A 14,284-nucleotide genomic window follows, 5' to 3' on the forward strand; every position below is an offset into this window, starting at 1 on the left:
CATACCCTATACCCCAAGCAACTTACTACCGAACTCCACAATCAAAAAGATAACTAAAAGAATCGCAAGTATCTTTAATGCTACATAAGTCACTTTAAAAACAGCATAAATGAGCAAGACTAACAAAATAATCGCTAAAATTTCCATATATAATTCCTCCAAGCTTTGCTCTTCTTATCTCATTTTACTCGCCCCGAACTTTTTATGGAACGGCAGAAGATTACATACAGAAAAGAGGATACCTCACCCATCGTAAGATACCCTCTCCTTCAACTGCTCAAACCATTCTCTCTCTAATTGTAAATATCCTATCTCACTCTTCTCAGCGCTCTTCAATTCTTTATCAGCTTTCCTCATATAAGTGCGTGAAGCTTCTAAATCACCCTCTAAATATTTAACAATTCCTTGTGTGCGGTAATACCCATTTAAGTCCATTTTTGTAATTGCCTTTGCATGTTCCTTCGCTTCTTGCAGGGAAAGATTTCCCTCCTGATACAGTACTTTATATAAAAGATACCAACTATGAAAGCTACTAACGAAAAATTTATTTTCTTTCATTACAGGTAGTTGAACAATTTGTTCTACATACGGTATCGCCCTTTCCATTCCCTCTTGATCAGCTCGGGCATAAAAGACGAGCATAAGTCCACTCATTATCTCGCTTATACTTTTATCCTCTTTTAATTTTTCCTCACTAAGTTCTATTAATCTCTCATCCCAATCTTCCGGTCTTTTGTAACTAAATAACTCACTCGATACTTGAATCGTGTATAAATGCTCTCTAGCCTTTTCATCATCTTTAATTAAAATGAGAAATTGCATACCATCGCTTAGTAGCGTTCCCTTTATTGGAATTGCTGTGACGACAAAGATTGCAAGGTGTAACACTGAAAAGTATAAAAGCATGTGGTAATAACTCACCATATATATGTAACCTGATACAATGCCAAATACGAAACTCGTTAATGGTCCGCTTAAAGTCATCCATGCCCATTTTCTTGAAAGGTTCGGTGTATGTGTGGAAGGCGGCACTAACATTGCAACGCCACCAACATACATCCATATTTTATTTTCTCGAATTCGTATTTTCCCCTTTTCTTTTTGAACAGTAATTGGTCCTACTGCCATAAACTTAAATTTCAAACCGACTATCAAACCACATATTACATGCCCTAATTCATGAATAGCTAACACTAGCAATGCAATCCCGAAAAAGGCCCATATTTCTATAATTTGCTGTACTTTTTCTATTCGAATGAATCCGTATAAAGCGGAGCAAACGAAGGCAACGAATAATGAAAAAGCAGGTCTTCTTAAAATATCCACCGTTTCTCTCCCCTTAATAAATCATCTTTTTATGCATTTCGTACATAAATTTCCCGATATGTAATATCCAAATAAACGAGATTAAGCCAAGCAACACGAAATTGATATCACTAGTCGCTGTATATATAACGGCAGCCCACCAAGCCAACGCCAGTACTGTATTTGTAAATTCATACGCTTTATATCCAGCCTCATGCACAATATGCTTTAACCCCTCATCTGCATTTTTCGTCCACATTTTCATCGATTCCATATATGTTACACCTTGTTCAGGATATAGCTTGTTATAACGATTCTTTGTTATGATCCCGATAATCACTACAATGGTTAAACAGGCAGTAGCAGCTACCAAATTCCAAACTGTAAATGAAACATTTTCGTCATGTATGAGTGCACGTCTACATGTAATAATTGCATATACAAACCATGCCTGCATCACTATATCACCTACACGTAAATACATGATTATAATGCCTAACTTTCTGCCTTGTACGCTCTCTTCTTCATCGCGTGCTTTCGCTAACATACGTGTATTCTTCCAAGTGTAATAAATCATTACTACTCCAAATATCGTACATACCCCTAGTAATATATTCGGTGATAATTTTCTCGGTTCATCCGAAAGCAAATCTAAAGCTATATAAGATGCAAAAAAGCCAAATATCATACTTAATAAAAACTTCCCCAAAATATTGAATTGTTTTTTTAGTCTACTCTCCATCTCCATCTTCATCTTCCTCTTCCCCCTCCACTAACATAAATATCTCCTCCACCGGCGCTCCAAAAATTTGTGCGATTTTTAGCGATAACACAATAGACGGCGCATAATCCCCACGCTCAATTAAACTAATGGTTTGCCGAGATGAACCAATCGCTTTACCTAACTCACCTTGTGATAAACGATGCTTTGCTCTAAATTCCCTCACTCTATTTTGAAGCTTCATGCTTTACCTCTTTTTCATTTATTTAATTAAAATTGTAAATAATATCCTTTCAAATGTCAATTATCATTGTCATTTTGACGTAGATACATGTCAAAAATGAATATATATTATACTAGACATAACGTATATAATAATTTTCAAGAACTACATAATTGAGGTCAACGTAAACTTCCTTATTACTGAAAATAGCACCTACCAAGGTTATAGCACTGGCTTTTCTAGTAAATTTAATAAAGTGAAACTTTAATCAGTGGGGGTTTTGTTCATCCCCCACTGATTATTAGCCCTCACCAATCGGGCTTTTACGGCCGGCAAATAGCGGGATAAATATGAACCTATGTCCATACTAAGCAACGATACGTACGAACTTTCACCTAGTAAAACGGGAACATATTATATAGTAGTGACCGGTTACGGTATCGAGGAAAAAATAAAAGCAAACTGGAAAACACAATAAAAAAGGCAGTGCTCAAAAGCACTGCCTTCCTAAATTTTGACATAGAATGGATTTCATATTAACTTGCGTTTTGTAACAGTACTCGTTTTAACTGTTTGCGGAAACGAATGCCTAGCGTAATTGCTACGATCACGATAACTCCAAAGATAATTTTACCGATATGACCTTCTAGCACCCCAAAAATATCCTGTAAGTTTCCACCTAACCAATAACCACCGATTAAGAAGAATGATACCCAAAACAGAGCACCTGAATAAATTGTAATCGCAAAGCGGCGAAACGGTAAGTTAATGATACCTGCAAAGTATCCTGTAAAATGACGTACACCAGGAATGAAGAAACCAATAAAGATAAGGAAATATCCATACTTATCGAACCACATTCTCGTTAAATCAATTTTTCTTTGTGTTAAAAATACGTACTTCCCGTATTTTTGAACAAAAGGCATACCAAGCTTATTTCCTAAAAAGTATTGGATTGTCATTCCTACACTTGTCCCAATAAAGGATAGGATAATTAAAATAGGTAAACTTAGATCACCCTTCTGTGCTAAAAATCCCGCATATGCTAATGTTGGCTCTCCCGGAAACGGAAGTGCAATATATTCTAACAGCAAACCTACAAGTACTACATAATACCCGTATTGCTGAAATAATTCATGAACCCATTCCATGTCATCTCCCCTTTCATCCACGTACAACTTGTTACTATTATTGTATAAAAAAATTGTCGAAATAACTATCACAATAGCTTACATTTTTATTACATTTTTGTAAGGCTCATGCTAAAGTTTTCTGTTCTTTATTTAATTATATAAATTATCGTTTTAAAACGGGATGACACCTACCTATTACAATGGCTAGAGTCATTAATATACAAATTTTATCCAGTTTTCAGCACTCGAAAATCGCCTCATTTTGTTCTCTATAAAAAACCATAACAAACTCATACTAACTTCATATTAGCTTCATATATGTATTGTAAGATTATATCGGAATTTGTTGAAAACTTTTACTACTATATTACCTAAACATTAAATTGAATAAATATAAATCGCTTTCTGAAAATGAAAAAAGGGAGAATAAGAATGGAAGCTTATAAAATGCACGATTTTATTAATACCAATATTGAATCTCATCCAAATGAAACGATTTTTAATTTACACATATGTGAAACAAATGAATTTGACGTAAGTTTAACAAAATCCACAACGCTATCTTTTGTCGTTTCTAAAAAGAATATTAAAATTGTCACGAAAAAATGGACTAATTCTAATCAAGAAAGCATGATTGGAAAAAGTTATATCATTCCAACGAAAGCGTTTCATTATTTCTTACCAATCATTTCTGAAACAGAAGATGAAATGAACATTCAAGTACAGAGCTTCGGACTATACGGTGAGCTTTTACTAAATGAAAGATTGCTCATTGATAAAAACAACAAACATAATACAAAAATCACTACTTTTTTTGAATCACTAAATGAAAACGTACATCAAGCATTACGAGTATTACAAATTCATTGTATGTAATACTACTAAAATAGTAAAAGGAGAATATCAATGAAAAAATTACTAGTAACTATTATGTTATCGTTAGTTTTTTTAACTGTTCCATATATGTCTGCAGAGGCAGCTTCAACTAACGAACAACTTATCGTTGACACGAAATTAAATAAAATGGATTTCTATCAAAATGGAAAGCTTATAAAAAGCTTCACTGTCGCTACTGGCAAAACAGCAACACCTACACCGAAAGGTACTTTTCAAGTGGTAAACAAAATTAAAAACCGTCCTTATTATACAGGCAAAATTAAAGGCGGCGACCCACGCAATCCACTTGGTGACCGTTGGCTCGGATTAAATATGGCAGGAACTTATGGAACAACTTATGCTATTCATGGAACTAACAATAATCAAGCAATCGGAAAAGCGACAACACTTGGTTGTATTCGTATGTATAACAATGATATACACTGGTTATTTGAGCGTATTCAGCAGCAAGCTACTGTCACTGTAAAATAACCTAAGAACACGATTTACGTGTAGCCAAGAATTTTATATCTTGGCTTATTTTATTTATTCAAATACAGTAGCAAAACAACTGTATTTACATATATAATGAGAATAGATTGTGTCAAATAACATCAAAACATTGATAAACATGGATATTAAAATTATACAGTTATAATATTTTATAAATTTTACAATACATACTATAATAGAACTACTGTAATTCTGAAATATTCAGTTTCTCTAAACAATTCCCCTTGCTGCTTTCATGATTATTTTATAGCGGGGGCTTATTATATGTATAAACAATTTGAGTCATCCGAAAAATGATGAATTCGAATATTTCAGTAAAAAGCGTTATTTAGGAGGTGTTACTATGACGCATATACTGGTGATTGAAGACAACCCAGATATACAAGAACTTATTCGTGAATTTCTAATGGCACAAAACTTTACCGTTGATGTCGTTGGCGCTGGCACAGAGGGTATTCTTCTTTTCCAAAAAAATTCATACGACCTTGTCCTCCTTGATGTAATGTTACCAGATATAGATGGTTATAGTATTTGTAAAATTATGCGTGGACAGTCTGATGTACCAATCATTATGTTAACAGGCTTACATAATGAAGAGAGTGAAATTAAAGGGTTTGAGTTGGGCGTTGATGACTATATTACGAAACCGTTCCATTACACGGTATTTATTAAACGCGTAGAAGCTGTATTAAGAAGGACAACAACGAAGGAAGCCGAAACTGCAACTATACTACAATTCCATGAATTGATGTTAAATTCTACAGCATATGCGGCTTATGTTCATGGTAATCAAATTGAACTAACAACTAAAGAATTTGAGATTATATATACGTTGTTACAAAATCGAGGAAAAGTATTATCAAGAAGTGATTTGTTAAATAAGGTATGGGGCTATGAACATTATGGTGATGTAAGAGTTATAGATACACATATTAAAAATTTAAGGAAAAAATTAGGGATTACTTATATTAAAACGGTGAAAGGCATTGGCTACAAAATCGAAGCATAGTAAGGATAACATCACCAAAAATATTTTCATCAAAACCCTATTGTTTTGTGTTCTTTTATCAATTTGTCTTTATCAAATCATTTATTTTCTAGCTTTAAACTATGATAAAGGGCGTTATGCGAAAAACCCTGAAACTCAAACTGCGGAACATGCGGATTCAGTTACGAAAAACGAACAAAATAAAAGAGAACAGAATAAAGCTGTTTCAGAGGGTAGCATTTCAAATTTCCAGTCATCTATTATAGATTTCAAAACACTCTCTACGGCTATTAATCATCTTTTGCAACCTAGCCAAACTACAAAAGCAAAAGAAAATATAGCAAATCTTTCGGAGGAAAGTAACAAAACTGAATCACATACTAAAGCGGAACAAATAGCCGCTAACACTGATTCCTTACATACACAAAATGCAGCAAAGAAAACAAACGAAACACATGATAATCCTAGTTTAGCAGAGATAATGCAACAATTAGCTCCAAATATTGGTGCAACAATGCTTGCATTATCTCTGCTCGGTTCTTTAGTTTATGCCAAACTAATTGCCAAACCTTTTCAATATATGAGTGATACTTTAAAAGATATTATAAATCTGGACTTTTCAGATCAACAATCACCTAACAAAAATACAGATCAAACAGATTTTAATTTGCAAGTAGCCGCTTCACAAGTCCCAACCATTGTGAAGAATCTACATGAAACAAATACAGATTTACGAAATGAGCTCAAGAAAGAACAACAATTAGAACAATCTCGCAAAGAATTTATGTCTATGGTATCCCATGAATTAAAAACACCTATCGCAGCCGTTATGGGCCAACTAGATGGCATGATTCACGGAATCGGTGCATACAAAGATAGAGACAAATACTTAAAACGTTCCTACGAGATGATGCAGGATATTAACGTATTAACGGAAAATATGTCAGAATTATCCAAAATGCAAAATCCTCAATTCAAACCGAATTTAGAAGTTATTTCGCTATCTAACATCATTGAGGACGTTATAAAGAAAGTAGATTATTTTATATCTGTAAAGCAATTAAATGTTCAATCTAATATTAAGCAAGACGTACAAATTTTAGCTGATCCTAAATTTATTCAAACTGCTATTTTTAATATTATTTCAAATGCAATTCACTATACAATCGATCATCAGCATGTATATATAAAGCTTTATGAAAAACCGAACGGTTACGCATTAGAAGTATTAAATACAGGTTCACAAATTGATGAGGACAAACTCGCTCATTTATTTGAGCCTTTCTATCGCGCTAATCCTGGAAACAACGGTTTAGTACAAGGTAGCGGTCTTGGATTATATATTGTAAAACAAATACTAGATAAACATCAGTTTCCTTATGGAATACAAAACACACCTCAAGGTGTAAAATGCTCAATTGTCTTTCCAAAAGCAATGTAAACTACTACTATAATTTCATACCCCAAACTCATACTTCGTATGAGTGGCGGAATTTTGTAGAGTCTCTGACTCTGTTTCGTTCGCCCGTTGTCCTTATTAGGATAACGGGCGTTTTTTATTTATCCCGCTATTTTGGGGCATTAAAACTCCCACCTCAAAATTCGGCTGGAGCAAAGAAGTTAGGTGGGAGTCGGGCTAATAATCAGTGGGGGATGAACAAAACCCCCACTGATTAAAGTTTCACTTTATATAAGGAGGTTTTCACATGGAGAAATTTAAGTATTCATTACTAGTTTTATTCGGCGCTTGTAGCTACGGCGTACTTTCAACTATTTTTAAACTCGGATTCATCGAAGGATTTTCATCACCCCAACTACTAGGAGGGCAATATGTCTTCGGATGGATTGGACTCCTTTTACTCGTTCTGTTCTTTTCACGTCATAAAGTATCAAAAAAACAATTCTTTTCGTTACTAACAGTCGGCACAACAATGAGTATGACAGGTATTTTCTATGCTATTTCCGTAGAAGAATTGCCAGCCTCTATCGCTGTCGTTTTACTCTTTCAGTTCACTTGGATTGGTGTAGTCATCGAAGCGCTTGCGAACCGGACATTCCCAAGCCGTGAGAAAGTTATATCTATTATTATTTTATTTACTGGTACATTGTTTGCTGGTGGAGTATTTGAAGGTCTTGGACAAAACTTTTCTACGAAAGGTATTATTTTCGGACTATTAGCTGCCGTCTCTTTCTCATTCTATGTATTTGTAAGCGGGCGCGTTGCTACAGATGTTCCGCCTTATACGAAAAGCTTTCTTATGACGACGAGTGCTACTCTTATTGTATGCTTATTTTTCCCGCCTACCTTTTTAACAGATGGTACCTTACAAGCAGGCCTATGGAAATATGCTTTCTTCCTTGGACTGTTCGGGGTTATTATACCTGTCATTTGTTTTTCAATTGGGGTACCAAAAGTAGGAACAGGACTTGGTACAATATTAGGTGCAGCTGAATTACCAACAGCCATTATCGCTTCTATTACACTTGTTCATGAAGTTGTATCGCCAATGCAGTGGATTGGGATTGTGGTTATATTACTCGGTATTTTCACACCACAACTACTTACTGCTAGGAAAGAAAAAAAACATAATCGTGTGCATAGTGCGTGAAAACATCAACTTGTATATAAATGTGAATAAAGTTACGATATGTTAAACTTTATTTCTACCTTCAAAATAACATATGATATTGCGGCTATTATTCTCGTAATCCTTGCTGTGCTTTTCTTTTTAAAAGATAAGAAAGAGGGTTATACAGCATAACAAAAGACCTTTCATTTATCCCGCATTAACGGGCATTAAGACCCCCACCTCAAAATTCAGAGAAAGCAAAGAATTTAGGTGGGGGATCAACTGCCCGTAAAAGCCCGATTGGTTCAACTAATAATCAGTGGGGGATGAACAAAACCCCCACTGATTAAAGTTTCACTTTATTTGAAAGGTCTTTTCCTTATATTTCACTTTATCGCTCCATATAACTTCTCTACCTCATGTTCAATTTGTTTTACATCGATTCGCTCAAATAATGGCTGCACATTATCAATTCGGTTTGGCAACGTATTTTGAGGTTCCCAATTTACTTTAACACTCGATAATGTATTTCTAACTCTTTCACTTGAAAACGGTAAAAATGGTTCAAGCAGTTGTGCAAAGTTTGCTATCAGGTAAACACAATTATAAATTGTTTCCTCACATGGAACTGGGTCCTCTTCTCTTTGTTTCCAAGGCTGCTTTTCATCAAAGTATTTATTTGCAAAGCGTACTGCATCAAATATTGTTTCTAGTGCCACCTTAAATTTAGTTTGTTCAATCGCCTCTCCTACACTTTTATATAGTCCTTCTACCTTATCTCTCAGCTCTATATTAATATTTGCTTTTGGCACAATGCCATCATAATACTTTTCAATGAACTTCAACGTCCGGTTCACAAAGTTCCCGTATGCGCCTAATAGTTCACTATTATGACTGTAAATGAATTCACGCCATGAAAAATCAGTATCACGATTTTCTGGTGCATTTACTGTTAAAAAGTAACGAATAGAATCTGGATTATAGCGTTCCAATATATCAGGTACCCATACTGCCCAGTTTTTACTTGTCGATAACTTTCTTTTTTCTACTGTTAGATACTCATTCGAAACGATATGACGCGGGATCGCTTCTTCTCCTATTCCAAGTAATACCGCTGGCCAAATGATTGAATGAAACGGAATATTATCCTTACCATGTACATAATATGTTTTCGCATCTCTATCCCAAAACTCTTGATCAGCTTTCTCTGTTTCTTCAGCCCAGTGTTTACTCGCTGAATAATATCCTGTCACCGCTTCAATCCATACGTAAATTTTCTTATCTTCATATCCTTTCACCGGAATTGGTACCCCAATTGGTAAATCACGTGATACTGCCCTATCTTGTAATCCTTCCTTTAAATATCTCTCTGTTAATTGAATTGCATTGTCGCGCCATGTTCCTTTCTGCTTTGCAATTTCTACAGCCTCTTTAATTTGTTGTTGAAATTTATGCAATGCAAAATAGAAATGCTCTGTTTCCTGTACTGATGGCGTACTACCACATAACTTACATTTCTTTTCTAACAAATCGAGTGGATCTAAAATAGCGGAACAGGCATCGCATTGATCGCCCCTTGCTGCTTCATGGCAATGCGGACAAATACCTTCTACATATCGATCCGGTAAAAATTGCGTACACGCTTCGCAATAAGCTTGCTCAACTACTTTTTTATAAATATAACCTTCTTCTAATAGACGTAAAAAGACTTTTTGAACAGTTTCATGATGATGCTCACTATCTGTACGTGTATAGTAATCATACGTAAAACCAAGATTATGAAAACATCGCTCGAATTCTTCATGATATTGATCAGCTATTTTCTTTACTGTAACCCCTTCTTGTTTCGCTCTAATTGCAATCGGTGTTCCATTACAATCACTTCCTGAAACATACAAAACATTCTCACCTTTAGCCCGGTAATAGCGCGCTAAAATATCTCCTGGTAATAAACTAGCGATATGCCCAAGATGCAACGAACCATTTGCATACGGCCAAGCGCCTCCAATAAAAATACTCATCTTATATTCCTCCTTTAAAATATAAAAAGCCCCACCCCTATCTTAAAAAAGATAAGGGCGGGGCTGGATAAACAGTCGCGATACCACCTTATTTCGTCAGTTATTCACATAACTAACCTTAACAAGTACGGAGCTATATGCTCTTATACTGTGGTTTTGATAACGAGTACCAACTCTCGTCGCCGCCTACTATTATCACTTGATAAGTTCAGGACGAAGCTCAAAGGCCATTGTTCAAATGAATATTCTTGCTTCTTCTCAGCTACCGAAGCTCTCTGGAAAGAATGGTTTCATTCTACTTTTCCTTTTCAATGCTTTTATGTATAACACGTATTTTACGACTTAATAACAGAAAAATCAAACTTTAATTCAAAAAGAACAGGAAATCTCATTCTCCCGCCGAATAAATATACGTTCACAAAAGGAGTGATAACATTGAATCAAAAGCAACTAAGCACGATAAATGAAAGAAGCTGGAATACAGCTGCTTATGAAGCTTGGACAAATCGCCACGGGGCGCCAGAGGATTATGCGAAAAAGCTCATGGAAGATCCCGTGCGCGAGGTAGATCATTATTTACCCTACATACAATCTCCAAAAGGAAAGCGTATTATTAATTTACTCGGATCAAAAGGAAACAAGGCGGTTGCTCTTGCTCTTTTAGGAGCCGATGTAACAGTTGTAGACATTTCAGCAAGTAATGCTAAATATGCAACCGAACTAGCCGAAGCTGCTGACGTCTCTATTCAATATATCGTTTCCGATGTACTAGATTTAAATCTATCCCAATCATTTGATATCGTATTACTGGAACTTGGCGTGCTCCATTACTTTTTAGACTTAAAGCCACTCTTTCATATAATCTCTCACTTACTAAAACAAGATGGGACATTTATACTGCGTGACTATCATCCCGTTTATACAAAATTATTAGGAGTAGATCATCCATCATTTCGAGCAAATGGAAATTATTTTGATGAGGAACTTATTGAAGATGACGTAGCTTACAGTACTCTCCTTACGGAATCACAGAAATACGCTTTACCGAGAACAAAAATTAGGCGCTGGACACTAGGAGAAGTTATTACAGCAATGGCAGAAACAAATTTCAAGGTTGAAAAATTGATTGAAGAACACGGATCTCATCAAAGGTGGGTCTTCCCTTCTACTTCACCCGAAGGAATTGAAGAACGCATACCCGGTCTATATACATTAATTGCGACAACATGCAAAAAAGGATCCCTTCACGGATAGGATCCTTTTTGTTGCATGCTTACGCATATAAGTTGAGGTTGGAGATTACCATAATTCTGTAGAATAGGACACAAGATATTTCAACATTCGTCTCTGACTTACGTCGTCAAAAAGGGGTATGACCAACATAACGAAGAGTAATGTTCAGTTGATAGTGATAATCGTTATCAACTAATTAGAAGTATACAGGATGTTATTTCGAATTACAATAGTATTTCTTATTTTTATTTAAGAATTTTTGATATATAAATATATCCATTTTAATAATATTCACTTCTACTCATCTACCTATTTCCATTATCTTCTATAATTTTTATTGACCAGATTAATACCTTCATAATAAAGAGGGATTACTTTTCAGCCCGCTTTTTTCACGTTAAAATATATCTTTCTCTCTCTTCCTCTGTCTGCTATAATGCCTAAAGGAAAGAAGAAAGCTTTGTTCCTTTAGGAGTAAGGCTTTCTTTTAATTCGTTATATGAATTAATCCTAATACTAAGATTTGAAAAAGGAGGCTTTTTTATCATATGAATTTTATTAGCATTCGAAAAAAATTAATGTTCATGATGGGAACGATTTGCGCTTTATTTGGCATCGCATTAGCTTTTATTTTATTCTTTGCTGTTGACCAATCTCATAAAGCTGAAGCACTACAAAAAGATATTTCCCCTCTTGCAACAGAATTAAAAGAACGTGGAGACGCGTATCAAGTACAACTTTCAGCTTTAAGAGGTTATTTACTGCAACACGATCAAGTCGAATTAGACAAGTTTCATGAAATGAGTAAGCTTCTTGAAGATAATAAAGCACAACTTCTTTCTAACCCTAATGTATCCCAATCTGTAAAAGATACTATGGAACTAGGTTCTACTTGGAGAAAATTTGTTGAAGAAAAAGTTTTCTCTCTTGCAAAAGAACAAAAATGGGAAGAAGCATTACAACTTGCTTCTTCAGAAAATGGTACTGTTTATAAAGTTATTGGTGACTTCACAAACTATAGCAACGAACAAGCTAAGTTACGTGAACAATCCATTGAAAAAATTGATCAATCTTCACTGCTAATTGAATATATTGTTTTCTTATCACTTGTTATATGTATTATTGTTGCACTCATTCTTGCATGGTGGTTCTCTGGCAAGCTTGTTAAACCAATTGAACAAATTGATACGAAATTAAAAGAATTAGCTTCTCAAGAAGGTGATTTAACAGCACGTCTACAAGTAAATAGCAATGATGAAATCGGTGCAATTGCCACATCATTTAATAACATGTTAGAAAACTTGCAGCATATCATTAATCGTGTTCAAAAAACTTCTGTGGAAGTACAAAATGCTTCCGAAAACATGCTAGAAAAGACCAATACATCGCGTGATGCAACAATAAAAGTTCAAAGCTCGATGTCCAATTTAAATGCCAGCATCCAATCACAAACTTCTAGTATGGAAGAAAGCTCGACTGCAATGGATGATATGGCAATGAGTGTTCAGCGCATTGCAGAATCTGCTTCTTCTGTAGCCGAACTAGCTGTAGCCACGTCAGAACACGCTAACGACGGAAGTACTGTTATTCAAAAATCTATTTCGCAAATGACGACGATTCATGAAGCAGTAAATGCTACATCAGAAGTGGTCGAACGTCTAATCACTCATACGAAATATATTGATGCAGCTGTACAATCTATTTCCAATATCGCTGAACAAACAAATCTACTTGCTTTAAATGCTTCTATTGAAGCGGCTCGTGCCGGTGAACAAGGAAAAGGATTTGCTGTCGTAGCTGATGAAGTTCGTAAACTTGCTGAACAATCAAAAACAGCGGCAACAGATATTAACCAGTTGCTACATCAAATTCAAAATGATACAAAAACTGCTAGCTCTATGATGTCTCAAGGTCGCTCTGAAGCATTTGAAGGTATTAACGTCATTCGTGAGGCAGGCTCTTCTTTCTCAACAATCGTCGGTCAAGTGAATACAGTGTCTACTCAAATCCAAGACATATCAGCAACTGCTGAAGAAATGGCCGCAAGTGCTGAAGAAATGAATGCTTCACTTAATAACATCGCTTCAATTTCTAATGAAGTTTCAAGTGAGACTGTCGCAACAGCACAATTCGCTGCACAGAAAGTCGTTGTTATGAATGAAATGACCCTAACTGCAAAACAAATGAAACAAACAGTTGAAGAATTAGATCAGCTTGTATCTCATTTTAAAACTGAATAGCTTTCCAAAAAAATATTCCTCCTTTCAAGGGAGGAATATTTTTTTGAGCTCATTTCCTGTACTTTATACGCATATCCATTATAATGAGAATCGATATCATTAATATTTAGGGGGTGCTACACATGTCACAACAAGCATTTGAAGAAAAGTTATATGCGAACTTAGAAGCTGTTATTGACCCTGAATTAGGTGTTGATATTATCAATCTCGGATTAGTTTATGACGTTACAGCAGATGAAAATAATAATGCTGTCATTACAATGACAATGACTTCTATCGGTTGTCCAATGGCTGGCCAAATCGTATCAGACGTTAAAAAAATATTATCAACGAACGTACCCGAAGTAAATGAAATAGAAGTAAAAGTTGTATGGAATCCGCCATGGACAAAAGAACGTATGTCACGTATGGCGAAAATCGCATTAGGTATTCGTGACTAAATAAGGAAAAGACCTGACAAT

The 14,284-nt window shown here is 35.2% G+C and carries 14 protein-coding genes and 1 other annotated feature; of the genes, 8 read left to right on the top strand and 6 right to left on the bottom strand.

Annotated features, from left to right (window positions below):
* Positions 1–6 precede the first annotated feature (6 nt).
* From EXW56_RS24080 to EXW56_RS24100, 5 genes are all read right to left on the bottom strand, one after another.
* Positions 7–147, bottom strand: coding sequence for a DUF3985 family protein (locus tag EXW56_RS24080; RefSeq protein WP_002198929.1), 141 nt, complete (start codon positions 145–147; stop codon positions 7–9).
* 96 nt (positions 148–243) lie between these two features.
* On the bottom strand, positions 244–1,326 hold the full coding sequence (locus EXW56_RS24085) for a M50 family metallopeptidase (protein WP_002112711.1): 1,083 nt from the start codon (positions 1,324–1,326) through the stop codon (positions 244–246).
* 13 nt (positions 1,327–1,339) lie between these two features.
* Entirely contained in the window at positions 1,340–2,047 is a 708-nt protein-coding gene (locus tag EXW56_RS24090; protein WP_002112712.1) for a DUF3169 family protein, read from the bottom strand.
* Positions 2,037–2,270, bottom strand: coding sequence for a helix-turn-helix transcriptional regulator (locus EXW56_RS24095; protein WP_215597025.1), 234 nt, complete (start codon positions 2,268–2,270; stop codon positions 2,037–2,039). Before EXW56_RS24095 ends, EXW56_RS24090 begins: the two co-directional genes overlap by 11 nt.
* Before the next feature lie 515 nt (positions 2,271–2,785).
* Positions 2,786–3,400 carry a DedA family protein gene (locus tag EXW56_RS24100; protein WP_002159967.1) on the bottom strand — a complete coding sequence of 205 codons (615 nt, stop codon included), beginning with the start codon at positions 3,398–3,400 and terminating at the stop codon, positions 2,786–2,788.
* Positions 3,401–3,814: 414 nt separating this feature from the next.
* Here EXW56_RS24100 and EXW56_RS24105 point away from each other — a divergent pair, with 414 nt between their 5' ends.
* From EXW56_RS24105 to EXW56_RS24125, 5 genes are all read left to right on the top strand, one after another.
* The gene (locus tag EXW56_RS24105) at positions 3,815–4,258 is read left to right on the top strand and encodes a DUF3978 family protein (protein ID WP_215597026.1); all 444 of its coding nucleotides are present in this window, start codon (positions 3,815–3,817) and stop codon (positions 4,256–4,258) included.
* 30 nt (positions 4,259–4,288) lie between these two features.
* Positions 4,289–4,750, top strand: coding sequence for a L,D-transpeptidase (locus EXW56_RS24110; RefSeq protein WP_002198925.1), 462 nt, complete (start codon positions 4,289–4,291; stop codon positions 4,748–4,750).
* Between the two features lie 364 nt (positions 4,751–5,114).
* Positions 5,115–5,780 (top strand): response regulator transcription factor, encoded by a 666-nt coding sequence (locus EXW56_RS24115; protein WP_002198924.1) that lies wholly within the window; start codon positions 5,115–5,117, stop codon positions 5,778–5,780.
* Entirely contained in the window at positions 5,758–7,200 is a 1,443-nt protein-coding gene (locus tag EXW56_RS24120) for a sensor histidine kinase (protein ID WP_215597027.1), read from the top strand. The genes EXW56_RS24115 and EXW56_RS24120 overlap by 23 nt, the downstream gene beginning before the upstream one ends.
* Before the next feature lie 265 nt (positions 7,201–7,465).
* Positions 7,466–8,368: an EamA family transporter gene (locus tag EXW56_RS24125; protein WP_215597028.1), complete on the top strand. Its 903-nt coding sequence runs from the start codon at positions 7,466–7,468 to the stop codon at positions 8,366–8,368.
* Positions 8,369–8,715: 347 nt separating this feature from the next.
* Here EXW56_RS24125 and metG read toward each other — a convergent pair whose 3' ends face one another.
* Complete coding sequence (metG, locus tag EXW56_RS24130; RefSeq protein WP_215597029.1) at positions 8,716–10,350, bottom strand: methionine--tRNA ligase; 1,635 nt, start codon at positions 10,348–10,350, stop codon at positions 8,716–8,718.
* 50 nt (positions 10,351–10,400) lie between these two features.
* Positions 10,401–10,671: a binding site (T-box leader), on the bottom strand.
* 114 nt (positions 10,672–10,785) lie between these two features.
* On the opposite strand from metG, the gene EXW56_RS24135 reads away from it, so the two are divergent.
* The 3 genes from EXW56_RS24135 (at position 10,786) to EXW56_RS24145 (ending at position 14,263) form a co-directional block, all read left to right on the top strand.
* A complete protein-coding gene (locus EXW56_RS24135; RefSeq protein WP_002198920.1) occupies positions 10,786–11,604 on the top strand; it encodes a class I SAM-dependent methyltransferase in 819 nt (272 codons plus the stop codon).
* 527 nt (positions 11,605–12,131) lie between these two features.
* Complete coding sequence (locus EXW56_RS24140) at positions 12,132–13,823, top strand: methyl-accepting chemotaxis protein (protein WP_002198919.1); 1,692 nt, start codon at positions 12,132–12,134, stop codon at positions 13,821–13,823.
* A 122-nt stretch (positions 13,824–13,945) separates the two neighbouring features.
* Positions 13,946–14,263, top strand: coding sequence for a metal-sulfur cluster assembly factor (locus EXW56_RS24145; protein WP_002159958.1), 318 nt, complete (start codon positions 13,946–13,948; stop codon positions 14,261–14,263).
* Positions 14,264–14,284 lie beyond the last annotated feature (21 nt).

The organism is Bacillus mycoides (genome assembly GCF_018742245.1).
GTDB classification, from domain to species: domain Bacteria; phylum Bacillota; class Bacilli; order Bacillales; family Bacillaceae_G; genus Bacillus_A; species Bacillus_A cereus_U.